We start from the raw sequence: 24,871 nt of genomic DNA, 5'->3' as shown, positions 1-24,871 counted from the left end.
CGTCCGGGCGGCGGCTCGGCCCCATGACGGCCACACGGCGGCCGGGCGGCGCGGAGGATCAGTCGGTGGCCAGCCGGGCGTGCCGTTCCACGTCGTGCCGGACGTCCCCGTACCGCAGCTTGCCCCGCTCCACCCCCTCGACCTTGAACCCGGCCCTGGCCGCCACCGCGCACGAGGCCGTGTTGTCCGTACGGTGCCCGAGCTCCAGGCGGAACAGGCCGCGCTCCGCGAAGGCCCAGTCCGCCAGCCTGCGGACCGCCGCCACCGCCACCCCGCGCCCCCTGGCGTGCGGGGACGTCCAGTAGGAGACCCAGCCGGTGTCGTGGGCGTCGATGTTGCTCACCGCCACGTTCCCCACGACCTCGCCGCCGGCCACCACGGCGAACGCCCGCGCGTCGTCGCGGAAGCGCCACGTCCCCATCCACTCCAGGGCCGCCCGCCGGGTGTCGACCGGCCAGGCCGACTGCTGCGCCATGTCCGGAGAGCTGAACGCGTCGAGCACGACCCCGATGTCGTCGGGGTGCCAGTCACGCAGTTCGACATCGATCATGCCGCGCAGGGTATGCCACCGGCGGCGCGCCGGGAAGGCTCGCCGCCCGGCTCCCGATCCGGTGTCCACCACACCTTGTAGGAGCGCTCCCACTCAAAGAATGATCCTCGCATGCCGACCGTTCGGCCCTACCGGCCCGATGACCGCGCCGCGCTCGGTGACATCTGCGTGCGAACCGCCCACGAGGGCGGCGACTCCCGGCACATCCATCCCGGCCTCGACCTGCTGCCGGACCATCAGCGCAGGAGGCACGGCCGCGCGCTGATGAACGCCTTCCTCGACACCCTGCACCGCCAGGGGGTGGCCGCGGTGCACCTGGGCATGGTCACCGCCGACACCGCCGCGCGGGCCTTCTACGACCGCCTGGGGTTCCACGAGATCCCGGTCGCCGACCGCGGCCCCCTCACCCACCTGGGCCGGAGGACGGCCCCGAGGTGAGGCCCGCGGCGCCGCGCCGCCGCGCCGCCCCCGGATCGGAAACTCCCAGATAGATCTAAGTCTGTATGGGCACTCAAGCTCGTATGAGTGACGATTCGCAGAGCCACGACTTTCGAGGAAAGGAATTCGGGGGCGACCCCTCCGACCGGCCGAGGACGATGGGGGAGATAGCGGTGAATCTGGCGGTGAGCGAGGCGCTGGCCAACCACGGCCATCACGCGCTGGTCAACGCGCACGAGGCCGCGGCCAGCAGCCACGAGCTGATGGCCGAGGCGGGGGTGGGGGATGTGGACGAGCATCTGGGCCTGGCGCAGTGGCACCGATGGTGCGCGGTCGTCGAGGACCAGCTCGCCGACGAGGCCGACCAGCGGACACCCGCCAGGAGGAAGACCGACTCCTGAGGGAAGGGCGGCGTCTGCGCCCCATCGCCACTCTTCGCTTCACGGCGCCGTCGAGGCGCCGCCAGGGACGGTGGCCGTCCGGCCGATCGACACGGCCGGACGGCCCCGCCCGAACCCGGCGTCAGTCGCGCGGGATGGCCTCGATGGCCCGCATGTTCTCATCACCCCACACGCCGAGCGGGATGAGCGCGGTGTTGAGCGACTGCCCGAACTCGGTCAGGGAGTACTCCACCTTCGGCGGGACCTGGTGGTAGACCTCGCGGTGCACCAGGCCGTGCGCCTCCATCTCCCGCAGCATCTGGATGAGCATCTTCTCGCTGATCCCCGGCACCGACCGCTTCAGCTCGCCGAACCGGCGCGGTTCGTGGTGGAGTGCCCACAGGATCAGCGCCTTCCACTTGCCGCCCACGATGTCCACGGCGGCGTCGAGCCCGCACGAGTAGGTCCGCTTCCTCATCCCGCTCCCCGCGTCCTGGGGCCTGTTCCGTGGCTTCTCGCCTGTCGAGGCCTCCCAGGCGGCCCCGCGCGGCTCGGCATGCTTACCAAAAGGTAGGTACCCGACCAAATAGTAGGTACTTGAGGAAAAGTCAGCAAGGGCGCAGGATCGAAACGTCCGGCGAGCCCCGCCGGAGCGTCCCGGCCGATCCCGCCGCGCGCCGCCACCACCGGCGTCCGATGGAACCGCCAGGCCGGAAGGACCGCCAGGCCGGTGGAATCACCGGGCCGGTCAACCGCCGTACCGGCGGGACCGCCGTGCCGGATGAACCCGTACGCCCGGGAGCCTCCCGTACCGGAAGGCCCGGTCCGCCATGCCGGGAGGCCGCCCGGCCCGTATTCGACGAATCGGAGAAGAGAATGACCATGAACGACAACGCGCCCGTGACGGTCCTCGGACTGGGTGCGATGGGAACGGCGCTGGCCGGGGCGTTCCTGGACGCCGGTCACCCCGTCACCGTGTGGAACCGTACGGCGGGCAGGGCGGCGGACCTCGTCGCCCGGGGCGCCACCGAGGCCGCCACCGCGGCCGAGGCGGTGTCCGCGAGCCCCCTCGTCGTCGTCTGCCTGCTGAACGACGACACCGTGCGCGAGGTCCTCGACGGGGCGGTCGGCTCCCTGGCCGGCCGTACCGTGGTCAACCTCACCAACGGCACACCCCGGCAGGCCCGGGAGGCGGCCGACCGGGCGGCCGGGCACGGCGTCGGCTACGTGGACGGCGGCATCATGGCGGTCCCGCCCATGATCGGCACCCCCGGGTCGCTGGTCCTCTACAGCGGTTCGCCCGAGGGCTTCCAGGCCCACGAGCGGACCCTCGGCGCGCTGGGCCGCGCCATGTACCTCGGCGAGGACGCGGGTCTGGCCGCGCTGTACGACATCGCGCTGCTCAGCGCGATGTACGGGATGTTCGGCGGGTTCTTCCACGCCCTCGCCCTGACCGGCTCGGAGAAGGTGCCGGCGACGGAGTTCGCGCCGCTGGTCGCCCCCTGGCTCACCGCCATGATGGCCGCCTTCCCCGGGATGGCGGAGGCGGTCGACTCCGGCGACCACTCGGCCGCCGCCTCCAACCTCGCCATGCAGGCGACCGCCTACGTCAACCTGCTGGACGCCAGCACCGACCAGGGCGTCAGCACCGAACTGGTCGAGCCCATGCGGGCGCTGCTCGACCGGGGCGTCGCCGCGGGCCTCGGCGCCGGTGACGTCTCCAGCCTGGTGGACCTGCTGCGCACCGCCCCCGCCGGAACGGCCGGCGCGTAGGGGAAGCCCGCCGGAACGGCCGGCGCGAAGAGGGAGAAGGAGCGGACGATGACCCACGACCGGCCCACCCCGGTGGCCGTGGCCGCCGCCCGCGCCGCTTCCCTGCCCTGCCGGTCCCCGTCCTCCCCGCCCGGCGGGACGGTCACCCTTCTCCGGTCCCGGCCGCGCCGTCCACCGTCGAGGCCGCCCGGGTGAGGAAGAGTGCCCGCTCCCGTTCGTTACGGGTCAGCTCTGCGGCCCGCTCGAACTCCGCACGGGCCTCCGCCGCGCGGCCCAGCCGCGCCAGCAGTTCCCCCCGTACGGCCGGCAACTGCGGATAGCCGCGCAGCGCCCGCTCCGCCCCCAGCCCGTCCACGATCTCAAGCCCGCGGGCCGGACCGTACGCCATGCCCACCGCGACCGCGCGGTTCAGCTCCACGACGGGAGAGGGGGCGACGTGGGCCAGCACCCGGTAGAGGGCGGCCATCCGCTCCCAGTCGGTTTCCTCGGTGGACCGCGCGCGGGCGTGGCAGGCGGCGATGGCGGCCTGCAAGCCGTACGGGCCGAGGGTGCCGAGTGCCTCGGCGCGCCCGAGCGCCTCCAGCCCGCGGCGGATCAACAGCCGGTCCCACAGGCTCCGGTCCTGGTCGCCGAGCAGGACCGGTTCGCCGTCCGGGCCCGTCCTGGCCCGGACGCGGGACGCCTGGATCTCCATCAGGGCGACCAGCCCGTGCACCTCGGCCTCGCCGGGCATCAGCCCTGCCAGGACCCGGCCGAGGCGCAGCGCCTCCTCGCAGAGCGACGGGCGTGCCCAGTCGTCACCGGCCGTCGCCGAATAGCCTTCGTTGAAGACGAGGTAGACGACCTCCAGGACCGACGAGAGCCGTCCGGGCAGCTCGGCGGGCGGGGGCAGCTCGATCGGCACCCGCTTCTCGGCGAGGGTGCGCTTGGCCCGGGAGATCCGCTGGCCGACGGTCGGTTCGGGCACCAGGAAGGCCCGGGCGATCTCCTGCGTCGTCAGGCCGCCCAGCAGGCGGAGGGTGAGGGCCAGGCGCCCCTCGACCGGCAGCACCGGGTGGCAGGCGGTGAACAGCAGACGCAGCACGTCGTCGCCGATGTGGTCGTCGAGGGCGTCGTCCAGCTCGGCCTCGGCCGTCTCCTGCCGGACCTCCAGGTCGCGGCCGACCTCCCGGAGCTTGCGCTCGTAGCGGGTCCTGCGGCGCAGTAGGTCGACCGCCCGGTGCTTGGCGGTGAGTGTGAGCCACGCGCCCGGGTTCTCCGGCACGCCGGACTCCGGCCACTGCTCCAGCGCGGCGACCAGGGCGTCCTGCGCCAGTTCCTCGGCCAGGCCGATGTCGCCCACCATCCGGGCGAGCCCCGCGACCACCCGGGCGGACTCGATCCGCCAGACCGCCTCGATCACCCGGCGAGGGTCTTCGATCGTCACGGCCACCGATCCAAACACCTCGTCCCCGCCCGCGGCAATTCTCACCGCGGACGAGTCCGGGGACGGGGACGGGGACGGGGGCGGGGACGGAACAGGCGGAACCGGACGGCCCCGCCACGGACGGCAGCCTGGCCGGGGCGACTGGGTGACGGGCCGGGGCGGTCAGGCCCGGGCGGCTGGGCGAATCGGGGGCGGCGGGCCGGATCGGGTGTGGGCCGCACCAAGGGCGGGCCGGACCGGTCAGGCCGGGGCGGCGAAGTCCTCCGGACCCATGACGCGCCGGATGTCGGCCTCGCCCTCCCAGCCCTGCCAGAGGTCGCGGTGCAGCCGCAGGAACCTGGAGGTCCACTCGACGGCCTCCTCCTTCGACCTGACCTGGTAGAGGGCGTAGCTGATCAGTTCCTTGGCCTCGGCGAACGGCCCGTCCGTGACGCTCAGCCGTCCCCCGGCGAGTTCGACCCGCGCGCCCTGCGCGCTCGGGGCGAGCCCCGCGTTGTCGAGCAGGACGCCGGCCCCGGTGGCCTCCTCGCCGAGCTTCATGATGGCCTCCATCAGCTCGGCGGGCGGCGGGGTGGCGGGCTGGGCGGTGACGCGGAGGGTGATCAGGTAACGCATGGGGTTCTCCTTCGATGCGGTCCAGGGGCCGGACTCTCTGTTCCTCTCGGCCCTCTGACCACGCTTCGAACGGGACGGGGCCGTTTCGACAGCGCGGCCGGATCTTTTTCAAGATTTTTCTGCGTCGACCCGGGATCACCCGACGCGAGACCGTCCGGCCCTGAACCGCCCGACGCGGGACCGCCCGGGGCCGGCCGCACGGACCGGCCGATGCCGTCATCACCGTCCGCGGCCTTACCTGACGAACCCGGGTCACCCACCGCCGTGACGGCCTCCCATGGCGAGGCGGGTGATTCAGTCCTCTCGTCCGTCCGGCTTCTCGTCGGCCTGCCACACGGCGTCCAGATCGTCGGCGTAGTACTCGATCGCCCGCCGGTAGTCCCGCACCCGGCGGTCGCCGCTGGTGGCCGCCAGCGTCCTCAGCAGCAGCCGCACCGCCTCGCGGCCTTCGCCTATGTTGTACAGGGCCATCGCCAGGAACGCCTGCAACCCCGGGTCCTCCGGGAACTCCTCCAGCCCGCGGCGCAGGGTCTCCACGGCGGGCTCGTACCGGCCCAGCACCCGGTGGGTGCTTCCCAGCCCGAGGAAGGCCCCGCGTCGATCTTCCCGCGACAGCCCCTCGCCGCTCAGGGCGCGCTCGTAGAACGGGACGGCCTCCGCCTCCAGGCCGAGCGTGTCGTGCGCCCAGGCCGTCTGATAGGCGATCTCGGCATCCTCCGGATACCGCTCGGCCAGTTCCACCAGTCGTTCCCGGGCCTGCTCGGCCTGGCCCTGTTCCCGCAACCGCACGGCTCCCGCCAGTGCCGCGTCCCGCTCGTGATCATCGCTCATGCCGCCCTACGCTGACACACCGCACCGCGGTCGGCAAAGCACCGGCCATGCCACGGCCGCGCACCGGACGACCGTCGCGGTACGGCCGGGTCACCGTACGGCGCCGAGCACCACCCATCGGCCGGAGCGCAGCCTGGCCAGCAGGGTGACCATCCGGATCAGCAGGAAGACCGACAGGCCGGACCAGATCCCCACCAGCCCCCAGCCGAAGCTCAGTGACGCCCACACCACCGGCAGGAATCCCAGAACAGCCCCGCACGCGGTCGCGGTGCGCAGGTATCCCGCGTCTCCGGCGCCGAGCAGCACCCCGTCCAGGGCGAACACGACGCCGCCGATCGGCTGCAACGCGACGAAGAACCACCACGCGTGGGGCATCTCGGCCAGCACCGTCGCGTCGGCGGTGAACACGCGGGGCAGGATCCCGGCCAGCGCCGCGAACACCACGCCGAGCAACGCCCCGAACACCAGCCCGCAGCCGGTCACCTGCCAGGCCAGCCGGCGTGCCCGCTCCGCCTCGTGCGCGCCGAGCGCCGCGCCCACCAGCGCCTGGGCGGCGATGGCCAGCGCGTCGAGCACGAAGGCCAGGAACATCCACAGCTGGAACACCACCTGGTGGGCGCCGGACGCCGCGGCGGAGGTGTGCGCGGCCACCGCGGTGGCCGACACCCAGCACGCCTGGAAGGCCAGGCCGAGCAGTGCCAGGTCCCGCGCGAGGCCGAGCTGGGCGCGCATCGCGGCCGGGACCGGGGCGAGCGGCACGCCCTCGGCCCGCAGCGCCCGCACGAACAGGCCCGCCGAGACCAGCTGCCCGGCCACGTTGGCGACCGCCGAGCCGTCGAGCCCCCAGCCGAGGCCGTGCACCAGCACCGGGCACAGCACCGCGGACAGGCCGTTGCCCACGAGCACGTAGCGCAGCGGGCGGCGCATGTCCTGCACGCCGCGCATCCAGCCGTTGCCGGCCATCGTGACCAGGATCAGCGGCGCGCCGAGCAGGGCGATCCGCATCCAGCCCACCGCCGCGGCGGCGACGCGGTCGTCACCGGAGAGCAGGCCGGCGACCGGCGCGGCGAGCAGTTCCCCGGCCACGACCAGCACCAGTCCGACGACCACGCCGAGCCAGGTCGCCTGCACCCCCTCGGCCACGGCGTCGGCCCGGCGGCCGGCGCCGTGCAACCGGGCCGCGCGGGCGGTCGTTCCGAAGGACAGGAACGTCATCTGGGACGCGATCTGCGCCAGCACGATCGCGCCGACCGAGAGCCCGGCGAGCGGCACCGCGCCCAGGTGGCCGATCACGGCCGTGTTGACCAGCAGGTACAGCGGCTCGGCGGCCAGAACGCCGAGCGCCGGCACGGCGAGCGTGATCAACTGCCGCAGTGGAGACCCGGTCTCCGCCACGCGCTCGTCCATTCGCCCTCCGGTAAGGGTTGCAGTCCATCACTGATCCTTACCGGCGAGCTTAGATGTAATAGGCCCTGGCCGCTAGAGACCATTACACCAATCGGGCGCCCCCATGGACGCGCCGACGAGGACGACCCCCTCGGCGAGAGGGGGTCTGTGGCCCGTCAGCCCATCGGCGACTCGCCACCCGGATAGTGGCCCATCAGCCCATCGGTGACTCGCCGCCCGGATAGTGGCCGGTCAGTCCATCGGCGACTCGCCGCCCGGATAGGCGAAGGAGGACCGGGGCGAGTAGAACCCCCACACGATCTGCAGGGGATCCGCCGGACGGAGCGCGTGGACGGGGTGGCCCGGCTCCAGGAACTCCAGCGAGACGACCTCGAACGGATCGACCGGCTCCGCCACGAACGGATAGTTCCCGCTGATCCGCCGCCCGTCCACCTCGGTGACGTACCGCAGCTGCCCCCGGTTGACGGCCGTGCCGGTCCGCCCGACCCGCGCGGTCGTACGGATCACCGGCACGCCGTCGGCCTCGGTCGTCGCGACCAGCGTGTCCCCGTCGATCTCGATCGTCGTACGGCCGGGGGTGGCCGGCGCCCCGCGTGCGACCGCGTACTCGCGCACCACCTCGCTGGAGTTGAAGTAGTGCGTCCACCAGCGGCCGGGGGTCACGCCGTCGGGTGCGTAGGCGTCCTCCAGGTCGGGCCCGATGTAGGTCAGCGAGTAGGCGCCGAACCCGGAGGTCTGCTCCGGCCGGTCGACGACGTACTGGTTCATGAAGACCTGCCGGTTGGCCATCGGCTTCAACCCGTCGGGCACGAGGGCCGCGACGGCGTCGGGGTCGGCCGGCACCCACCCGAAATAGATCATCCGGCTGTTGACGACGAGCTGGGGTGCGACGAGGTCGGACACGATCTCTCCCTCGCTATCGACGACGCATAGCCGGAACCTACGTGACGCCCTCGCCGAGGACAACGACGCGGGCGAACCCGGCGGCCTCGGACGCGCGCCGGGCCATGTCCTCCACCACCCCCGGTCCGGCTTCTCCCGGCCGGTCAGGACCGGGGGGCCGGACCCGCCGCGGACAGGAGGCGAGAGCCGGTCACCGCCAGGCCGACCCCCTGCAGGACGGCACCCGCGACCTCGAACCACTCGCTGCCGACCACAAGCCCGGTCACGTGGAGCGGAGGCCAGGCGAGGACCGCGGCGGCCGCCCAGAGCGGGGCCCTGCGGCTGCGGAGGAGGGCCAGGCCGAGCAGCAGCGTCCCGACCAGGTTGCCCAGCACGAAGAGAAGGAACACCCACAGGACCGACGCGTCGCTCTGGGAGCTGTCCAGGACGGCCGCGTAATCCGCGATGGGGCCGCCGCGCTCGGCCATGGCGAGATCGGTGATCCCGCTGAGGGCGATCCCGAAGTAGCAGATGTATCCACCGGCCATCAGTGCCGCACCGGCGAAACCGAGCTTCGGGCTCCGATCAGCCACGAGTCGCTTGGCGCCGAGCACCGCCGGCACCATGAGCAGGCTCCCCAGCATCGCGGCGACGGTGCCGAGGCGGTACAGGCCGGGGTGGGCCGCGGCCAGGGCGAGCGTCTCCGCGCCGTTGCCGTCGCCTCCTCCGGCGCGGGTGGCCCACGCGTAGGCGCCGTTGGCGACGACGAATCCCCATGGCGCGCTGAACAGCGCCAGGGCGAGCGGGAGGCTGCGGATGGGCGACGAACCGGCCGGCGCGAGCACGTCGCCGGAGGGCGGTACGGAAGACGGGACGGACGTTTCCACGATTCTCCTCGGGGGGTGCGGCCCGCACGCCTTCGGTGGAGTGCGGGGTGGGTTCGGGCGACGCTCACGTCAGGGGTGACGAGCCGCGCCGGTGAGGGTCGCGGGTTCAGCCGCGGGGTCGCAGCGCCGGCGCGACCAGCGCGATGCAACCGAGGGTGAGTACGACGCCGGCCGCGGCCATCGCCATCGCCTCTGCGGGAACTCCGCCGGCGAAGAACGCGGGGACGGCGGTCAGCCCCGACAGCAGCCTGGAGACGATCACGGCGACCGCGCCGGCCCGGCTGCCGCGCCAGGCGAGCACGACGCCGACCAGGGTGATCAACCCGAGGACGGCCCCCGCGACGGCCACCGTGAACGGCGGGTGTTCCCCGTCGCCGAACGGCAGCGTGACCACATCGATGAGGCCGAGCAGGCCGCTCAGGACCAGCCCGGCGGCGAGAAGACGGGAACGTTTCATGTGGTCCTCCTTCGTGTGCTTGTCCGCAGTCTCGGCCGCCCGCCCGGGTCCGCGGATCCGGGCGGGCACGGGACCGATCTCCGTACTGGCACGTATTCATCGGGCGGCCCCGGAGTCCTACCGTGTAGGCGTGGCCACCCCCCGTCTTCTCGCGTTCGTCCTGGCGCCCCTGATCGGCGTGCTCACGGGCGCCGGGGTGGTGCTGGCGGTGATCGGTGGCGACGGCGGTGTCACGACGGAGTTCGCGGCCGGCGCGACGCTGGCGCTGCCCTCCGTGGTGCTCGGGATGCTGGTCGCCGTACGGCGTCCCGACAGCGTCGTCGGCCCGCTGCTCATGCTGGTCGGCGCGACGGCGGTGTGGGTCACCGTCGGCGACCTGTACGCCTCGGCCGTCGCCCGCCGGCCGGACCTGCCGTTCTCCGAGTTGTACGCGGCCATGTCGCAGGGCGACTGGATGTTCCTGTACGTGCCGGCGGCACTCCTCATGCTGGTGTTTCCGGACGGACGGCTGCCGGGGCGGCGATGGCGCTGGGCGGTCGCCGGGCTGCTGGGCGTTCCGGCGCTCTTCATGCTGATCACGGCGTTCGATCCCGGCCCCTACCGGCCGCCGTTCGAGTCCACGCCGCACCTCTTCCGGCTCCCGGAGCCCTACCTGCCGGTGCTGCGGGTCGTGAGCCTGGCGCTGCTGCCGGTCTTCCTCGGCCTGCTGGTCGCGTCCGCCGCCGCGGTGGTGCTCCGCTACCGGAGGACGACCGGGAAGGCGAGGCGGGCACAGCTCAAGTGGTTCGCGCTCGGCGCCGCCTGCCTGCCGCTGACGCTGCTGCTCTGCTGGGCGAGCTACCTGTTCCTCGACGGGCCGGATCTCGTGCTCGCCGGCCTGGCGGCGACGGCCCTGGCGATTCCGGTGGCGACCACGATCGCCGTACTGCGGCACGACCTCTACGACATCGACCGCGCGATCAGCACCGCCGTCACCTACGGCCTGGTGACGGCGATCCTGCTCGGCTTCTACACGGCCGCCTCGTTCCTGGTGGGCCTCGGTGCCGGCCGGAGCTCGTCCGTCGCCGCGGCCGCGGGCACGGCCGTCTGCGCCGCCGCGCTGTCCCCGCTGCGCGTCCGGCTCCAACGCTGGGTCGACCGCCGGTTCTACCCGGACCGGCAGGCCGTGCTGACCGCCATCGAAGAGCTGCGCGACCGTACACACGCGGGTCAGGCGCAGCCCGAGGAGCTGGAGACCACATTGCGCACCGCGCTGCGCGACCCGGCGCTGCGGGTCGGCTACCGGCTGCCCGGCACGTCCCGGCTCGTCGACGCGACCGGCGCTCCGGTCGACCCCGGCGACGCCCTCGTCGCGCAGGTACGGCTCGGCGGCCACGACATCGGCGCCATCGTGCGCGGTAGCGCCGGCAGCCGGGAACTGCTGCGCGAGGCGGCCTCGGCCGGCGCGCTGCTCATCGAGGTGGTCCGGCTGCGCATCGAGGTGAGCCGGGCGCTCGGCGAGGCCGAGGCCAGCCGTACCCGGCTGCTGCACGCCGGATACGAGGAGCGGCGGCGGCTCGAACGCGACCTGCACGACGGGGCGCAACAGCGCCTGGTCTCCCTCGGCATGGCGATCCGGCTGGCACAGCGCCATCTCCGCGACGGCACGGTCCACGTCGACGACCTGTTCGACCGGTGGGTGGCGGAGCTGGCCGTCGCGGTCACCGAGCTACGGCAGATCGCCCACGGCCTGCGGCCCAGCAGCCTCGACGACGGGCTCGGCAACGCGCTGGTCATGCTGGCCGGCAAGGTACCGGTCCCCGTGACACTCGACGTCGCCGCCGACGACCTCCCCGAGGACGTGGCGATGACCGCCTACTACGTCGCGAGCGAGGCGATGACCAACGCGGTCAAGCACGCCGGACCCGCCACGATCGGGGTCCGCGTCACCCGGGCCGGCGATCGGGTCACCGTACGGGTCAGCGACGACGGGCCCGGGGGCGCCGAGATACGTCCGGGGGCCGGCCTGGCGGGTCTCGCCGACCGGGTGCGGGCGGCCGGTGGCGCGTTACGGCTGTCCAGCCCGGCGGGCGGCGGCACCCTGATCGAGGCGGAGCTGCCGTGCGCGTTGTGATCGGCGAGGACTCCGTGCTGTTCCGGGAGGGGCTGGCCCGCCTGCTCGCCGACGCCGGGCACGAGGTCGTGGCCAAAGCCCAGGACGCCCCGGGGCTGATCGCCGCCGTCGCGGCCGCGAACCCCGATCTGGTGATCATCGACATCCGGATGCCGCCCGATCTCACCGACGACGGCGCCCGAGCGGCCCGGCGGATCCGCGACACCCACCCGGAGCTCGGCATCGTCCTGCTCTCCCAGCACGTCGAGACCCGGCACTCCGTCGACCTGGTGTCCCGCGGGAGGTTCGGCTACCTGCTCAAGGACCGGGTCTTCGATGTCGACGACTTCTTCGACGCGCTCCAGCGGGTGGCCGCCGGCGGCTCCGCCCTCGACCCCGAAGTCGTCGCGCGCCTCATCGGCGCCCGCCGGGCCGCCGACCCTCTGGCGTCGCTGAGCGCCCGGGAGCGCGAAGTGCTGGCCCTGATGGCGGAGGGCCGCACGAACGTCGGCATCGCCCGGCGCCTCTGGCTGACCGGCCGGACGGTGGAGACCCATGTCAGCTCGATCCTCGCCAAGCTCGGCCTGGCCGGCTCGGAGGAGGACCACCGCCGCGTGCTGGCCGTCCTCCTCTACCTCAACCGCCCCTGAACCCGGCCGCGACCGGTCGTCTCCCGTGCCCGGCGTACCCGGGTCATCGGTCGCCCTCCGGGTTCCGCAGGGCCTCGATCACGCTCGCGTAGCTGTCGGAGCCGTGACCCGCCGCTCCGGCCCGCTCCATGGTGTGCTTCAGCAGTTCGGGCAGCGCGTTGTCGACGCCCCGCGCCGCCGCGGCGTGGATGAGGTGGTCGATGGCGGCGATCTGCACATCGACGGTGGCGTCGTCACCCGGGTAGACACCGGCGTCCACCTGGGGCGCGTACGCGGTCATGAAACCGGCCACGGCGGTCAGCCAGCGGACCGCGAAGGGAGTGAAGGCCGTGGCCTCCTCCTTCTCCGCGCCGACCAGTGCGGTGCCGTGCAGCCAACCGGTCAGGGTGGACCACATCAGGCCGAGCAGCGCGGCATCGTAGAGAGACGCCAGGCCCGGGTCGACGCCCAGGTGCACGGGGTCGCCCAGTGCGGCCAGGGTGGGGCGGTGGGCTTCGAAGACCTCGGGTGAACCGCTGTAGAGGAACATCATCTCCGGACTGCCGACGCCCGGAGGAGTCGTCATGACGGCGCCGTCGAGATAGCCGGCGCCGAGCGAGCGAGCCCACGCGGCGGTCTCCCTGGCCTGCTCCGGGGAGCCGGAGGTGAGGTTGACCAGGGTCCTGCCTTCGAGGGACCCGCCGACGGGCTCCAGCACGCCGCGCAGTGCCTCGTAGTCCAGCACGCACGCGACGATGAGCGGACTCGCGGTGACCGCCTTCCCGGGGGTCGCGGCGGGACGGGCTCCCCGGGCGGCCAGCGCCTCGGCTCTGTGCGCCGTACGGTTCCACACGGTGGTCGGGTGACCGCGGTCCAGCAGTGCGGTGGCCGGCGCCGAACCCATCGAGCCCAGCCCGAGGACGGTCACGGCCGGGTGGTCAGAAGTCATCCATGGCTCCTTGTACGTCTGCCCCGCGGCAGTCGATCACGTGGAGACCACGTTCTCAGCGGGCAGCGGTCCGGAACAGTGACAGGAATGACGGATGTCACCAAATTTCCGCCATAGGCTTCGGGTCATGAGCGCAGGTTCCGTCGCCGTGGTCGTGACCGAGGAGATCGAAGTACCCTCCTGGGACCTGTACGAGCTGAGCATTCCCTGCACCGTCTTCGGCAAGCCGCAGCCCGATCTCGCCGATCCCTGGTACGACCTGCGGCTGTGCGGGACGGGCGAGCCGTCGCCGGACGGCCGGGGCGGTCCCGCCGGATCAGGGCTGACGGTGAGGACGGACTACGGGCTCGACGGCCTCGTCGGCGCGGACACCGTCATCGTGCCCTCGGTTCCCGACTCCTGCGTCGAGGAGGGCACGCCACTGCCGGCCGAGCTGGTGGCGGCCCTCCGCCGCGCCCATGCCGCCGGAGCCCGGATCGTCTCCCTGTGCACCGGCGCCTTCGCCCTCGCCGAAGCGGGGCTGCTCGACGGACGCCGCGCCACCGCCCACTGGATGCACACCGCCCAGCTGGCCGAGCGCTATCCGAAGGTGCGGGTCGACGACTCGGTGCTGTATGTGGACGACGGCGACGTGCTCACCAGCGCCGGGCTGACCGCGGGACTCGATCTCTGCCTGCACCTGGTACGCCGCGACCTCGGCGCGCACATCGCCAACCAGTTGGCCCGCCGGATGGTGGTGTCCGCCCATCGGCCCGGCGGTCAGGCGCAGTTCATCGACCTGTCCGTACCGGCGACCGATGACGAGGGGCTGGGTCCTGTCCTGGAGTGGGCCCGCGCGAACCTGGATCAGCCGATCACGGTCGAGGAACTGGCGCGACGGGTCGCGATGAGCCCCCGGACCTTCTACCGGCGGCTGCGAGCGTCCACCGGGATGACACCGCTGCAGTGGCTGCTCAACCAACGCCTGGCACGTGCCCGGAGCCTGCTCGAATCGACGGACCTGCCGATCACGAGGGTCGGGGAGCTGAGCGGGCTCGGCACGGCCAACAACCTCCGCCACCACTTCCTCAAGCAGCTCGGAGTGTCTCCGGGTGACTACCGGCGGGCCTTCCCCCGCGCGATGAGCGGCTGACCGGACGGCACCCGGCCCTTCGCCGCCCTCACGCTGAGCCAGGTGGCCACGACCGTTCAGCGACCGCGAAGCGGGGGTGGAGGCAGGGGGTCACATCCGGGGAGGGACCGTCTCCGAGCCGACCTCGGGTGATCCGACCTCCGCGCGCACCATCGTCGCGGTCCCGTGCCATGTGCCCTCCGATCGCCAGGCCCTGCCGACTTCCACGGTCATGGAGACCGTCCAGTCCTGGTGCGTGACGATCACCTCCCACGTACCGGGCACGAGAGGAGCGGAACGGTAGACCCTCGACCCCGTGGACTCCTGCCGGCCGAACCTTCCGTCCAGCCGCTCGACCGGCGGCCTGACGATGACACCGAAGCGTCGCACCTCGCTGACCAGCCGGGCGGTCACCTCCGGCATCGACGAGACCGCGCCGGCGACGTCCACGAGGAGCTGCCCGACCGCCGCCACGTCGTACTCGCTCTGGCAGTACAGGCATCCGTTGTAGCCCAGCTCGACCGCTCTCATCCAGGTCGGGAAGCGAGCCGGATTCTTGATGCGGCGCCCGTACTCACAGGTCCCGGTGTGGAACTCGCGGTTGCCGACGTGGCCCCACAGATACACCGGCGGTGGGAACGTCGAGGTGACGGGCCTCGCGACGAGGCGGGCGGGGATGCCCAACCCGCCCGGCCAGACGTCGACGTTGCCATCGACGTCCATCGTCGCGAACGCCTGCGGCTCGGGTACGGCGTCGGTGGCGAAGAGCCCCAGATCCCCGAACGCTCCGCCCCCGATACCGCGGACGGCTCTGGGGAGGACCTCCTCGAGTGTGCGCGTGATGGCGCCGGCCGTGAACAGGTCGGCGAGGTCGATGAAGAAGCCGGCGTCATGCCTGGTGCGGAGGACGTTCACCTTCGCCTGGCCGTGCTCGACATAGAGCTGCACCCAGGCTTCGAAACGGACGCTGCCCAAGGTGTGGTCGGCCGTGCCGGAGAAGTAGAAGTGACCGGCGCCGACGCCGAAATCGCGCCAGGCGAAGGAGAACGATGTGAGGGTGGTTCCACCGACCTCCTTGGGGAGGTTCTTCAGCCCGTTGGCCTGCAGGCCCGCGTCGATCGCCTGCTCGACCCGGTCGCGAGGAACGAGGGCGACCGCGCGATCGGCGGAAAGACGGCGAGGAACGATCACCGGAGGAATGGGCGGGGGATCGCCGCCCGCCGTCCAGATGTAGACCGAGAGCACGCCGTTGCCCGGCCCGTAAGAGGCGTCGGGGTGGGTGTTCAGAAAGAACCGGGCGTTGCGGTCGGGGAAAAGCGGACCGGCGGTGAACGGCGACATGCTCGCCAAAGTGGGTTTCACCGCCGACGTGATCTCCGGTCCCCAGATCGGCTCCTGGGCCGGGGTCAGTCCCGACACCTCGAATGAGTCGACCGCCCCGGGGCGGAAGTCGATGACCGGAGCGATGAACGCGTCACCGCCAGACCCCACCCGCATCTGAGTGACAGCGGTACGGATGCGGATAATTCCCCTGACCTCGTCATACTCCCCCGAGAGCCGGGCCGTGAAGGAGAGATCGACCTCGATGGGGTTCACGAACGGCAACGGCTTCGGCAGAAAAGCCAGATCGGCGGCCGTGAACCAGAGCGTCAGCTGCTTTCCCGAGGGGGCCGTCCTGTTCAGTCCGGGCAGCGCCTGTAAGAACGAGGGCGAGAACACCTTGCGCAGCAGTGCCGCGGGAACCTGGGCGGCCAGGCTGAATCCGTCGGTGAGTTCGGTGGGCATCGGATCGGCTCAGGAAGTCGCCGATGAGCCGCCGCCGTGCATCCGCTCGATCAGGGCGCCGATGGGCTCGCCGACCCGCTGCTCGAAGGCACGGACCAAGCGATCGACGGCTCCGCGCAGTTTCTCGTCATCGGTGCGTTCACGCACCATGTCGGCCAGTTCGACCATCCAGCGATGGAGTTCCTCGGTGTAGTGCGAGCGCTCGAGCGTCTCGGCCCGCGGGTCGGCCAGGGCGAGGAACGCGAACTGGCTCGCCATCCCGACGACGTCGCGTGCACGGTCGCGCACGGCCTCGTCTTCCTCAAGCATGCGGAGCAGGTCGGGCGAGTAGTTCACGATCTCGAGGTCGCGCAGGACGTCGGACTCCGGGAGCTGATCGCGGAGCTTCTGAATGGGGCCGACGACCGCGGCGGTCAGGGGCGAGGACGCCGACGCTCCGGAGTCGGCGCCCGGAGGGCCCGCCGCGGCGGTCGCGCCGCAACCCCCCTCGGAGCGGTCGACCACGCGGCCGCCGCTGCTCCTGCACTCCGCGTCGGCGTTCGGGTAGGTACCCATGATGTATTCCGAGTCGGGCTTACCGTCGATGCCGGGAATGACGCAGTATTTGACCATGTCCCCACCTCGCGCTCGATCGGGCCGGTCGCGTGATGCGATCGGTATGCAGGCCGTGATTCCGACCCGGGTGCACTTCCCCCGCCCACTCGCGGGCGTAACATATCAGCCCGTTTCTCGGTTCCGCAGCATTAAGTTTGTTTTATTCGGAATTTCACGTCAAGGCCCTGGCCCGAAATAACGGCCCTTGCCGACTCTTCGAACTCGACCGAGGTCGGACCGCTCACCAGGTGATCTGCCGCCGAGATCATCCCTTGAGGGATCCCGCGACTCCTCTTGATCAATTCCGCCGTTTCGCAAGGACGGCAGCGGAAAAGCCACGATCATGGCCGACAATACGGCCCGGCCGCCGGGCCTGGATCTTGCAGTGGAGATTTTCGCCGAAAAACGACTCCGCCCCTCGGTCGGCGCCGCCCCCACCGTGAGGACGGTCTCCGCGCCGGGAAGGCTCCGGCCCCTGCCGTCCGGCGTCACCCCCGGACCCGCTTTCGATCCCCGGTCACGGAATCGGTCACGCTCGCACGGCGCTCGCGGGCACCGGCGGGCCACCGCGCTCTCCCCTCACGGGAAGGGGCGAGATTACCGGCGGCGGTCAACCATGTCAGGAGCAATGTACCTATTGACGCCTATTTTACCGGCCTGGTACTAATCGCGAATCTTGTCCTCTCCCCTTGCGGCCCAAAGGGCGAGGACGCCACGCGGACCTCCACATCCGCCAGTACCAGGGAGTTCCTCTATGAGGAGTTCATTCGACCACCCCCGTCGGCTCAGGCGACTTGCCGTCGTCGGCGGCTTGGCGGCGACGCTGGCCCTCGGGACCGTGTCCGCCGCCGCCGGCGGTGTCCCGACCCAGGGATCGTCGGACGCGGGCCTGACGGCCACCGCGACCGGCGCGACCGGCGCGCTGAAGGACTACGACCAAGAGATCGTCGACCGGTTCGACTCGGCCAACTCCGTCGACCATATCCGGCAGCTCGCCGTGAACATCGGCCCGCGGCTGAACGGCACCCCGCAGGAGCGGGAGGGCGCGGAGTACATCGGCGGTGTCCTGAAGTCCTACGGCTTCGATGTGACCCTCCAGTCATGGGGTCCGGTCTCGACCAAGAGCGTCGCGAAGGTCACGTCCCCGAACGCCGACCTGCCGGGAGGACCGAACTGGCAGATGGCCGCGTCGACCAGCGCGAAGTTCACCGGCGATGACGCCGCCGTGGAGGGACGGGTCGTCTACGCCAGGACCGGCCAGTCCGCCGCGGACTTCCCCGCCGACACCGCGGGCAAGATCGTGCTGATGGACTACAGCACCACCGCGTCGGTCCGCAACACCGCGGTGGTCAACGCGGTGAGCCAAGGTGCGGTCGCGGTCATCCTGGCCCACCCGGCCGGCAACAACGCGCCGCCGTCGTTCACGCTCACCACGGCCCAGCCGAACATCCCGGTGATGGGCGGCGGCAGCGCGCACCACACCTGGATCAAGGACCTTCTGGACAAGGGCCCGCTGACGCTGCGGATCACGACCAACCAGTACGTGAACCCGATGGGCACCAACGTCATCGGCATCCGGCGCGCGGTCGGCGACCCGGATGGCACCAAGGCTCCGATCGTCATGGTCGGCGCGCACATCGACTCGGTGCTGGGCGCGCCCGGCGCCCACGACGACGCCTCGGGCAACGGCGTCTCGCTGGAGATCGCCCGGGTCCTCAGCCAGTACCCGCTGGACAAGGAGCTGCGGATCGGCGGCTTCGGCGGTGAGGAGGGCGGCCTTCTCGGCGCGAAGGCGTACGTCAACACGCTGACCGCGGCGGAGAGGGCGCGGTTCGTCGGCGAGTGGCAGATGGACATGGTCGGCACGCCGTACGAGCCGGCCCGGCTGTGGGCGCTGACCCCGAACGGTCAGTCGAACCACGTGGTCCAGGAGGCGTACAACGCGGGCGCGCGCGTCGGTTTCGACGGACTGCGCAACTGCAGGCTCGGGCAGAGCGACCACCAGGCGTTCTTCGACGTGGGCATCCCGTCCTCGCTGTTCATCTGGCTCGACTACCGGCCGCCGACCCCGCCGGCCGTCTGCGGTCCGACCGGTGGGACGTACGTCACCGAGCCGCAGTACCACAGGCCGACGGACACGATGGACAACATCAGTCCCGAGCGGCTGCAGATCACCCTTGACGTCGTGGGCGGCGCGGTGGCGCACAACGCGTTGAACGCGGTGACGGTGTCCGCGGTCTCCGACGGCGGCCGGCCGCTGGCCGGGGCGCCGGTGCGGGCCGACTGCGGCAACGGCCCGCGTGACCTGGGCGCCACCGGCGCCGACGGCCGGCTGCAGGCGGTGCTCCCGCACGCCACCTGTGACTTCACCACGACCGTCGACGGCCGGGTGGCGAACGAGCGCGGTGTGTCGATCGCCGGTGACCAGGCGGTGAAGATGACCGTCGACCTCACGAAGCCGACGATCTCCCTCACCACGCCCGCCGACGGCGCGGTCTTCACGCTCGGGACGACCGCGACCGCGTCCTACCGGTGCGATGACGACCTCGCCGGGGTCGCCACCTGTGCCGGCACGGTGCCCGACGGCAGCGCGCTCGACACCTCCGCCGTGGGCTTCCACGAGTTCACCGTGAACGCCACCGACAAGGCCGGCAACGCGGCCGACAAGAAGGTGACCTACCAGGTCGTCTATCCCTGGAAGGCCCACTTCCCGGAGACGATGGACGGCAAGGCCGGCAGCGCCGTACCGATCAAGTTCGGCCTCGGCGGTGACCGCGGCCTGGACGTCATCGCCGTCGGCTACCCGGTCTCCCAGCCGGTGGCCTGCGACTCCGGGAAGGCGACCGGTACGGCCGAGCCGACCGTCGGCCCCGGGAACTCGAAGCTCGGCTACGGAGACGGTCGGTACAACTACGTGTGGAAGACCGACAAGAGGTGGTCCGGCACCTGCCGTACGTTCGAGCTGAAGCTCGATGACGGCAGCAGCCACTTCACCACCATCAACCTGAAGTAACCGCGACACGCCCCCGGCCGGGGAGCGGAGCCGGCAGCGCGCCCCGCTCCCCGGCCGCGGACGCTGGACCTCCGGGTGCGCCGCCGCCCGGAGGTCTCACGATCCGGCCGCTCCCCGCTGGAGGCCGTCAGGCCGGCACGGCGTCGCAGACCCGGTGGCCGCGGTGCCGCACGATGATCAGCCGGTGTAGGCCGGCCTGACGACGACGGGTTCCTTCGGGCCCGCCTTGGCCGTGGGCCGCTCCTCGGCCGGCGCCGGAGCGGGCGTGGGCCGTACCTCGGCCGGCGCCGGAGCGGGCGTGGCGGCCGGCTTCGCAGGCTCGGCCGCGGCCGTGCCCGAGAGACCCGCGAGGCCCGCGGTCAGGGCCAGCGCCGCGCCGATGCCGATGAGCGTGGCTTTGATCTTCATAGGATTCCCCTGTTCATTCAAGTCGGGCCTCAGCCCAGTACGACGACCGGAGTACCGATCGCCAGGTTCTTCGCCATCCAGGTGATGTCGTCGTTGCTGATCCGGACGCAGCCATGACTGGCCCGCGTGCCGATGGCAGAGGGCTTGTTCGTCCCGTGGATCGCCAGCTGGCCTGGGCCGCCGGCGAAGCTCTTCAGCACCGGTGAGAAGCCGCTCAGCCCGAAGGCGTAGGCGCCGTAGGCCCCGCCCTGGTCGACGGGTCGCACCAGCTCGGTGAAGAAGTAGCGACCCGGAGGCGTCGGCGTGCCCGCTTCACCCGTCGCGACCTTGCCCATCCTGACGGCCCTGTCGCCGTCATAGACCGTGAACCTGAACGCCCCGCGATCGATCTCCACCCGGTAGGCGGTCTCCGCGAGCGTCACGTCGGTGGCCTTGACCCAGCCCTTGCTGCCGTTCGGCCGGATCGGCAGCAGCACCTGGAGCCACTCGCCCTCGTCACGCTCCACCAGGAAGACACGCACCGCGCCGTAGTCGTTGGGACTCGTGATCGTCCTCTGTGCCATCCCCTCCTTGCTTCCGTAGACCGTGATCCGAGATCCCTTGACGCTCGCGATCTTCGAACTGCCACTGCCCGCCGGCTCGGATCGTGCGGCACTGCCCACCGGCTCGGATCGTGCGGCACTGCCCACCGGCTCGGATCGTGCGGTGCTGCTCGCGCTGCCCCCACAGCCGGTCAGCAGGAAGGCGAGCGTCGCCGCAGCAGCCGTACGAAGGAGGTTGGTTCTCACCTGCCGCAGCCTGGCGACAGAATGTGTGGAACCTGTTTGCTTGTCATGCAGATCCCATGTGCACCCCTGGCATGGGCATAACCTCAGCCCATGTGCGCGCACGTGCTGGTCGCCGAGGACGATCCCAAGCAGGCCGAACTGCTCAGGCGATATCTGGAGCAGGAGGGCCACGAGGTCCTCGTCGTGCACGACGGGCGTTCCGCGATCGACGAGGCGCGGCGGGCGGATCCCGACCTCGTGGTACTCGACGTGATGATGCCGAAGGTCGACGGGTTGGACGTCTGCCGGGTGCTGCGCGCCGAGTCCGACCTGCCGATCCTGATGCTGACCGCCAGGTCCACCGAGGACGATCTGCTGCTGGGGCTCGACCTCGGTGCTGACGACTATGTCGCCAAGCCGTACAGCCCGCGTGAGCTGATGGCCCGCGTGCGGACCCTGCTGCGCCGCACCGGGAGGTCCCACGGCGCCGATCGGCAGGTGTTCCAGGTGGGTGATCTCCTCGTGGACCCGGTCAGGCACACCGTCACCGCGGCGGACACGCCGGTGGACTGCACACTCGCGGAGTTCCGGATCATCGAGACGCTGGCCGCCGAGCCGGAGCGGGTGTTCACCAGGAAGCAGTTGCTGGAGCGCATCCATGGTTTCGACAGGTTCATCACCGAACGCACGGTCGACGTGCACGTGATGAACCTGCGTAAGAAGATCGAGTCTGATCCGCGCCGCCCGGCCCGGCTGCTGACCGTGTACGGCGTCGGCTACAAACTGACCCGCGCATGAGGTCGTTGTTCGCCAGACTGCTCACGAGTTCGGCCGTCGTGGCGGTCTGCTCGATCACGGCGACCGCGTGGCTGGCCGCCAGCAGCACCTCCGGCGCCATCCAGCAGGAGCAGGGCCAGACGCTGGCCAGCGACGCCCGGATCAACAACAGCCTGCTCGGCTACGCCTCCCGCCATCCGGACTGGTCGGGCGTAGCCGGCACCCTGCGCGACCTCGCCGCCCAGAACGGCCGCCGCATCGCGCTGGTCACCGAGAACGGCACCCTCATCGCCGACTCGGCGACCGCCGGGACCCCACTGCCCGCCAAGGTGTCGGCCGTCGTCGACCCGCTGGCCGTGGACGTGACCCTGGTGCCGGGGGCGGCCAGGGACCGTATCGATCCACGCGCGGTAGGTCCTTTCCTGCTGTCCGCCCGTGATCGCGCCCGGCTGAGGAAGGCCGCCGACACCTACGCCGCCTGCGCGGGCCGCACCGGGCAGACCGTACAGGTGACCGTCTCGAACACCGGCAGGCCCGTCGTCACGACGCTCAGCCAGGGGGGCGGTCAGGAGCCGAGCCCGGTACCGCGCCCGGTGCCGGCTGAGGCCCCCGCCGTGGTGGACGTCTGCGACGCCACCGTCTTCAGCACGCCGACGCGCACCGAGAAGGCCGCGTTGAAACAGCTCAACCTCCTGGTCGGCAAGTGTCTCAAGGGCAAGGGCAAGGACGCGGGAAGGGGCTCGGTCGGCCTTGACCTCACCTGGGTCTCCAGGGAGAGACAGCCGATGCCGTCGGTCGCCGAACCCGATCAGGTGATCTCCTCCTGCGTCGTCACCGCCCGCAGAGAACAACTCGACCCCTACGTCGCCCCCGCGGCGTATCTGTACATCGGCTCCCCTGCCGAGGGCACCGGCCAGCGCATCCCGCTGCCCTCGATCGCCGGTGCCGCCCTCCTCGTGCTCGTGCTGACCGTGGGCGTGAGCGTCATGGCGGCCAGACGCCTGGTCAGGCCCGTCAACGCGCTCACCCACGCCGCGCAGCGGATGCGTGACGGGGACAGCTCCGCCCGCGTCACGGTCAGGACCACCGGCGAGATCAGCGAGCTCGCCACGGCGTTCAACGAGATGTCGGAACACCTCCAGCGCATGGAAGAGCAGCGAAAGGCCATGGTCAGCGACATCTCCCACGAGCTGCGCACGCCGCTGAGCAACCTCAGAGGCTGGCTGGAGGCCACCCAGGACGGCGTCGCCGAGTTGGACCCCGCACTGATCGCCTCGCTGGTCGAGGAGATCCTGCTGTTGCAGCACATCGTCGACGATCTTCAGGAGCTCGCCCTCGCCGACGCGGGCAAGCTCCGCCTGCACGTCGAACCCCTTCACCTCGGCGACCTTCTCGACCAGGTGACCACCGCTCACCGTGGCCGGGCCGAAGCCGCAGGGCTCACGCTGACCACCGTGGTCACCGGTGACCCTTCGCTGACCGCGGATCCGGTACGGCTCCGCCAGGCCATCGGCAACCTGGTGACCAACTCCCTGCGCTACACGCCACGCGGCGGGCACATCACGCTGGGCGCCCGCCAGGATGGCGACCAGGTCCTCATCGAGGTGACCGACACGGGGGTCGGAATCCGCGCCGAGCACCTCCCCCACGTCTTCGACCGGTTCTGGCGGGCGGAGAAGTCCCGCAACCGCCAGACCGGCGGCAGCGGGCTCGGACTCGCCATCGTGCGCAACCTGGCCGAGGCGCACGGCGGCACGGCCACGGTCGCCAGCGTGCCAGGTGTCCGCACGACGTTCACTCTGCGTCTCCCGTCGCATCGGTGAACCGGCCGCAGGTGTCGAATCCGAGGCGGCGGTAGACGGGCTCACCGTCCGAAGACGCCCGCAGGGCCGCGATGCGGTGGCCCTCGTCGTACGCGGCGCGCAGGTCCCTCCACATGCCCGTCTCGGCCTCGGCCGCCTCCGGACCGTCGACCTCGTCGAAGACCGTCTTATTCACTCCCCGGCGGGCGCGACGCCCACCGGGCACGCGATCCCGGTGCCCCCGATGCCGCAGTGGCCGATACGCGCACATGACATGGAACGCGTCTCCGCTTTTGTGCTCAGAGTCGTTCGGACGGGAGAGCGAACGCGCCCACATGCCGCGACGAGAAGCGGACTCGGCACGGAGTCATGGGCCTCGGACACCGTGACCCGGCTGCGTACGGCCGGCTTCGAGCCGAACGTGGCCCGGATCCCGTGGCCGGATTACGCCGACACGCCGCACGGTCTCATGGGCGTGCGGGTCCGGATCGGCTCCTACCCCGCCAAGCCCCGCCAAGCCCTGCAGAGCTCGAAAAGGCCGCCTTCAGGATCACGGAAGGCGGCCTTCCGCTCGCCCCGGCGCACGTCGTCAACGGCGCCGCAGGACTACGTGCCACGCGGTTTCGCGCGGACGTGCATGCGTTCCCCCTGCGCCCCGAACAGGCTGAGGATCTCCACCGGCCCTTCCCCGGTGCTGCCGAACCAGTGCGGTAGCCGGGTGTCGAACTCCGCGGCCTCCCCCGCCCCGAGCACGATGTCGTGCTCGGCGAACACCAGCCGCAGCCTCCCGCTGAGCACGTACAGCCACTCGTAGCCCTCGTGCGTACGCGGCTCGGGATCGCGGCGGGCGGCCCCGATGACCATCTTGAACGCCTGCAGGCCACCGGGGTGCTGGGTCAGCGGCACGACCGTCGAGCCCGCGCGTTTGATCGGCTTCAACCGTACCCGCGGATCACCGACCGGCGGCGCGCCGACGAGCTCGTCGAGCGGCACCTGGTAGGCGCGGGCGAGCGGCAGCAGCAACTCCAGCGTGGGCTTGCGCTCACCGGATTCGAGGCGGGACAGGGTACTGACCGAGATGCCGGTGGACTCCGCGAGCCGGCTCAGGGTGCTGCCGCGCTTCTTGCGAAGCTCACGCAGCCGCGGGCCCACAGAGGCCAGGACAACGACGTCGTCATTTGCCATACCGGCAACGTTACTTGCCGAACCGGCGGTGCAGGGCGCACCGTGGGCGCACTCGGCGAACGAAGGGAACCACGGTGGGCAGAGCTCCGGCGAACGCGGCAAAGGCGGGAAGC

25 protein-coding genes are annotated in these 24,871 nt (G+C 71.5%); 9 read left to right on the top strand and 16 right to left on the bottom strand.

From position 1 onward, the window contains the following. Nucleotides 1-58 precede the first annotated feature (58 nt). Entirely contained in the window at nt 59-550 is a 492-nt protein-coding gene (locus ACQP10_RS02900) for a GNAT family N-acetyltransferase (RefSeq protein ID WP_179820378.1), read from the bottom strand. Nucleotides 551-661: 111 nt separating this feature from the next. Between ACQP10_RS02900 and ACQP10_RS02895 the strand changes: the two genes are divergently transcribed. Next, entirely contained in the window at nt 662-988 is a 327-nt protein-coding gene (locus ACQP10_RS02895) for a GNAT family N-acetyltransferase (protein ID WP_433540822.1), read from the top strand. Nucleotides 989-1,071: 83 nt separating this feature from the next. Further along, nucleotides 1,072-1,389 carry a hypothetical protein gene (locus ACQP10_RS02890; RefSeq protein ID WP_346017879.1) on the top strand — a complete coding sequence of 106 codons (318 nt, stop codon included), beginning with the start codon at nt 1,072-1,074 and terminating at the stop codon, nt 1,387-1,389. 121 nt (nt 1,390-1,510) lie between these two features. Here ACQP10_RS02890 and ACQP10_RS02885 read toward each other — a convergent pair whose 3' ends face one another. Continuing rightward, on the bottom strand, nt 1,511-1,846 hold the full coding sequence (locus ACQP10_RS02885; protein ID WP_346017880.1) for a winged helix-turn-helix transcriptional regulator: 336 nt from the start codon (nt 1,844-1,846) through the stop codon (nt 1,511-1,513). Nucleotides 1,847-2,250: 404 nt separating this feature from the next. On the opposite strand from ACQP10_RS02885, the gene ACQP10_RS02880 reads away from it, so the two are divergent. Continuing rightward, nucleotides 2,251-3,141: an NAD(P)-dependent oxidoreductase gene (locus ACQP10_RS02880; RefSeq protein ID WP_399498889.1), complete on the top strand. Its 891-nt coding sequence runs from the start codon at nt 2,251-2,253 to the stop codon at nt 3,139-3,141. Between the two features lie 142 nt (nt 3,142-3,283). On the opposite strand, the gene ACQP10_RS02875 is transcribed toward ACQP10_RS02880, so the two are convergent. The 7 genes from ACQP10_RS02875 to ACQP10_RS02845 all read right to left on the bottom strand — a co-directional run bounded on the left by ACQP10_RS02875 (nt 3,284) and on the right by ACQP10_RS02845 (nt 9,646). Then, entirely contained in the window at nt 3,284-4,567 is a 1,284-nt protein-coding gene (locus ACQP10_RS02875) for an RNA polymerase sigma factor (RefSeq protein ID WP_312873229.1), read from the bottom strand. A 240-nt stretch (nt 4,568-4,807) separates the two neighbouring features. Further along, nucleotides 4,808-5,182, bottom strand: a complete 375-nt coding sequence (locus ACQP10_RS02870) for a YciI family protein (RefSeq protein ID WP_346017883.1) — start codon at nt 5,180-5,182, stop codon at nt 4,808-4,810. Nucleotides 5,183-5,476: 294 nt separating this feature from the next. Beyond that, nucleotides 5,477-6,013, bottom strand: a complete 537-nt coding sequence (locus ACQP10_RS02865) for a tetratricopeptide repeat protein (RefSeq protein ID WP_346017884.1) — start codon at nt 6,011-6,013, stop codon at nt 5,477-5,479. A 90-nt stretch (nt 6,014-6,103) separates the two neighbouring features. After that, complete coding sequence (locus tag ACQP10_RS02860) at nt 6,104-7,420, bottom strand: MATE family efflux transporter (RefSeq protein WP_433540821.1); 1,317 nt, start codon at nt 7,418-7,420, stop codon at nt 6,104-6,106. 231 nt (nt 7,421-7,651) lie between these two features. Then, the gene (locus tag ACQP10_RS02855; RefSeq protein WP_389991761.1) at nt 7,652-8,323 is read right to left on the bottom strand and encodes a hypothetical protein; all 672 of its coding nucleotides are present in this window, start codon (nt 8,321-8,323) and stop codon (nt 7,652-7,654) included. Between the two features lie 143 nt (nt 8,324-8,466). Continuing rightward, nucleotides 8,467-9,189 (bottom strand): DUF4386 family protein, encoded by a 723-nt coding sequence (locus ACQP10_RS02850; protein WP_433540820.1) that lies wholly within the window; start codon nt 9,187-9,189, stop codon nt 8,467-8,469. Between the two features lie 106 nt (nt 9,190-9,295). Then, a complete protein-coding gene (locus tag ACQP10_RS02845) occupies nt 9,296-9,646 on the bottom strand; it encodes a hypothetical protein (protein WP_433540819.1) in 351 nt (116 codons plus the stop codon). A gap of 130 nt (nt 9,647-9,776) precedes the next feature. Here ACQP10_RS02845 and ACQP10_RS02840 point away from each other — a divergent pair, with 130 nt between their 5' ends. Both ACQP10_RS02840 and ACQP10_RS02835 read left to right on the top strand, forming a co-directional pair. Beyond that, the gene (locus ACQP10_RS02840) at nt 9,777-11,759 is read left to right on the top strand and encodes a sensor histidine kinase (RefSeq protein WP_433540818.1); all 1,983 of its coding nucleotides are present in this window, start codon (nt 9,777-9,779) and stop codon (nt 11,757-11,759) included. Then, a complete protein-coding gene (locus ACQP10_RS02835; RefSeq protein WP_346017890.1) occupies nt 11,747-12,388 on the top strand; it encodes a response regulator transcription factor in 642 nt (213 codons plus the stop codon). Before ACQP10_RS02840 ends, ACQP10_RS02835 begins: the two co-directional genes overlap by 13 nt. A 43-nt stretch (nt 12,389-12,431) precedes the next feature. On the opposite strand, the gene ACQP10_RS02830 is transcribed toward ACQP10_RS02835, so the two are convergent. Further along, nucleotides 12,432-13,316 (bottom strand): NAD(P)-dependent oxidoreductase, encoded by an 885-nt coding sequence (locus tag ACQP10_RS02830; protein ID WP_433540817.1) that lies wholly within the window; start codon nt 13,314-13,316, stop codon nt 12,432-12,434. A gap of 127 nt (nt 13,317-13,443) precedes the next feature. On the opposite strand from ACQP10_RS02830, the gene ACQP10_RS02825 reads away from it, so the two are divergent. Beyond that, a complete protein-coding gene (locus tag ACQP10_RS02825; protein WP_433540816.1) occupies nt 13,444-14,448 on the top strand; it encodes a GlxA family transcriptional regulator in 1,005 nt (334 codons plus the stop codon). A 90-nt stretch (nt 14,449-14,538) separates the two neighbouring features. Here ACQP10_RS02825 and ACQP10_RS02820 read toward each other — a convergent pair whose 3' ends face one another. Both ACQP10_RS02820 and ACQP10_RS02815 read right to left on the bottom strand, forming a co-directional pair. Then, nucleotides 14,539-16,212, bottom strand: coding sequence for a hypothetical protein (locus ACQP10_RS02820; RefSeq protein ID WP_433540815.1), 1,674 nt, complete (start codon nt 16,210-16,212; stop codon nt 14,539-14,541). A 9-nt stretch (nt 16,213-16,221) separates the two neighbouring features. Further along, nucleotides 16,222-16,824 (bottom strand): hypothetical protein, encoded by a 603-nt coding sequence (locus tag ACQP10_RS02815; RefSeq protein WP_433540814.1) that lies wholly within the window; start codon nt 16,822-16,824, stop codon nt 16,222-16,224. Between the two features lie 736 nt (nt 16,825-17,560). On the opposite strand from ACQP10_RS02815, the gene ACQP10_RS02810 reads away from it, so the two are divergent. Then, nucleotides 17,561-19,819 (top strand): PxKF domain-containing protein, encoded by a 2,259-nt coding sequence (locus tag ACQP10_RS02810; protein ID WP_433540813.1) that lies wholly within the window; start codon nt 17,561-17,563, stop codon nt 19,817-19,819. 177 nt (nt 19,820-19,996) lie between these two features. Here the strand turns inward: ACQP10_RS02810 and ACQP10_RS02805 are convergent, their stop codons facing one another. Continuing rightward, on the bottom strand, nt 19,997-20,227 hold the full coding sequence (locus tag ACQP10_RS02805) for a hypothetical protein (protein ID WP_346017895.1): 231 nt from the start codon (nt 20,225-20,227) through the stop codon (nt 19,997-19,999). Nucleotides 20,228-20,256: 29 nt separating this feature from the next. Next, nucleotides 20,257-21,015, bottom strand: a complete 759-nt coding sequence (locus ACQP10_RS02800; protein ID WP_433540812.1) for a L,D-transpeptidase — start codon at nt 21,013-21,015, stop codon at nt 20,257-20,259. 90 nt (nt 21,016-21,105) lie between these two features. On the opposite strand from ACQP10_RS02800, the gene ACQP10_RS02795 reads away from it, so the two are divergent. Together ACQP10_RS02795 and ACQP10_RS02790 are read left to right on the top strand one after the other, a co-directional pair. After that, nucleotides 21,106-21,792 (top strand): response regulator transcription factor, encoded by a 687-nt coding sequence (locus ACQP10_RS02795; RefSeq protein WP_346017897.1) that lies wholly within the window; start codon nt 21,106-21,108, stop codon nt 21,790-21,792. Continuing rightward, complete coding sequence (locus ACQP10_RS02790; protein ID WP_346017898.1) at nt 21,789-23,594, top strand: sensor histidine kinase; 1,806 nt, start codon at nt 21,789-21,791, stop codon at nt 23,592-23,594. The genes ACQP10_RS02795 and ACQP10_RS02790 overlap by 4 nt, the downstream gene beginning before the upstream one ends. On the opposite strand, the gene ACQP10_RS02785 is transcribed toward ACQP10_RS02790, so the two are convergent. Then, nucleotides 23,566-23,769, bottom strand: coding sequence for a hypothetical protein (locus tag ACQP10_RS02785; RefSeq protein ID WP_346017899.1), 204 nt, complete (start codon nt 23,767-23,769; stop codon nt 23,566-23,568). The two genes, ACQP10_RS02790 and ACQP10_RS02785, sit on opposite strands and share 29 nt — an antisense overlap. Nucleotides 23,770-24,179: 410 nt before the next feature. Further along, nucleotides 24,180-24,758, bottom strand: coding sequence for a helix-turn-helix domain-containing protein (locus ACQP10_RS02780; RefSeq protein ID WP_346017900.1), 579 nt, complete (start codon nt 24,756-24,758; stop codon nt 24,180-24,182). Nucleotides 24,759-24,871 lie beyond the last annotated feature (113 nt).

Origin of the sequence: Streptosporangium sandarakinum (genome assembly GCF_050942225.1) — a bacterium.
Lineage (GTDB): Bacteria > Actinomycetota > Actinomycetes > Streptosporangiales > Streptosporangiaceae > Streptosporangium > Streptosporangium nondiastaticum.
Note: the sequence above shows the minus strand (reverse complement) of the source record. Positions and strands in the feature narration are given on the sequence as shown.

Excerpts from the sequence above, each read along its gene's own strand:
- ACQP10_RS02860 (WP_433540821.1), bottom strand. The coding sequence starts at position 7,420 with ATGGACGAGCGCGTGGCGGAGACCGGGTCTCCACTGCGGCAGTTGATC.
- ACQP10_RS02815 (WP_433540814.1), bottom strand. The coding sequence starts at position 16,824 with ATGGTCAAATACTGCGTCATTCCCGGCATCGACGGTAAGCCCGACTCG.
- ACQP10_RS02885 (WP_346017880.1), bottom strand. The coding sequence starts at position 1,846 with ATGAGGAAGCGGACCTACTCGTGCGGGCTCGACGCCGCCGTGGACATC.
- ACQP10_RS02795 (WP_346017897.1), top strand. The coding sequence starts at position 21,106 with ATGTGCGCGCACGTGCTGGTCGCCGAGGACGATCCCAAGCAGGCCGAA.
- ACQP10_RS02890 (WP_346017879.1), top strand. The coding sequence starts at position 1,072 with ATGAGTGACGATTCGCAGAGCCACGACTTTCGAGGAAAGGAATTCGGG.
- ACQP10_RS02825 (WP_433540816.1), top strand. The coding sequence starts at position 13,444 with ATGAGCGCAGGTTCCGTCGCCGTGGTCGTGACCGAGGAGATCGAAGTA.
- ACQP10_RS02810 (WP_433540813.1), top strand. The coding sequence starts at position 17,561 with ATGAGGAGTTCATTCGACCACCCCCGTCGGCTCAGGCGACTTGCCGTC.
- ACQP10_RS02830 (WP_433540817.1), bottom strand. The coding sequence starts at position 13,316 with ATGACTTCTGACCACCCGGCCGTGACCGTCCTCGGGCTGGGCTCGATG.
- ACQP10_RS02880 (WP_399498889.1), top strand. The coding sequence starts at position 2,251 with ATGAACGACAACGCGCCCGTGACGGTCCTCGGACTGGGTGCGATGGGA.
- ACQP10_RS02895 (WP_433540822.1), top strand. The coding sequence starts at position 662 with ATGCCGACCGTTCGGCCCTACCGGCCCGATGACCGCGCCGCGCTCGGT.
- ACQP10_RS02805 (WP_346017895.1), bottom strand. The coding sequence starts at position 20,227 with ATGAAGATCAAAGCCACGCTCATCGGCATCGGCGCGGCGCTGGCCCTG.
- ACQP10_RS02790 (WP_346017898.1), top strand. The coding sequence starts at position 21,789 with ATGAGGTCGTTGTTCGCCAGACTGCTCACGAGTTCGGCCGTCGTGGCG.
- ACQP10_RS02865 (WP_346017884.1), bottom strand. The coding sequence starts at position 6,013 with ATGAGCGATGATCACGAGCGGGACGCGGCACTGGCGGGAGCCGTGCGG.
- ACQP10_RS02845 (WP_433540819.1), bottom strand. The coding sequence starts at position 9,646 with ATGAAACGTTCCCGTCTTCTCGCCGCCGGGCTGGTCCTGAGCGGCCTG.
- ACQP10_RS02780 (WP_346017900.1), bottom strand. The coding sequence starts at position 24,758 with ATGGCAAATGACGACGTCGTTGTCCTGGCCTCTGTGGGCCCGCGGCTG.
- ACQP10_RS02900 (WP_179820378.1), bottom strand. The coding sequence starts at position 550 with ATGATCGATGTCGAACTGCGTGACTGGCACCCCGACGACATCGGGGTC.
- ACQP10_RS02820 (WP_433540815.1), bottom strand. The coding sequence starts at position 16,212 with ATGCCCACCGAACTCACCGACGGATTCAGCCTGGCCGCCCAGGTTCCC.
- ACQP10_RS02870 (WP_346017883.1), bottom strand. The coding sequence starts at position 5,182 with ATGCGTTACCTGATCACCCTCCGCGTCACCGCCCAGCCCGCCACCCCG.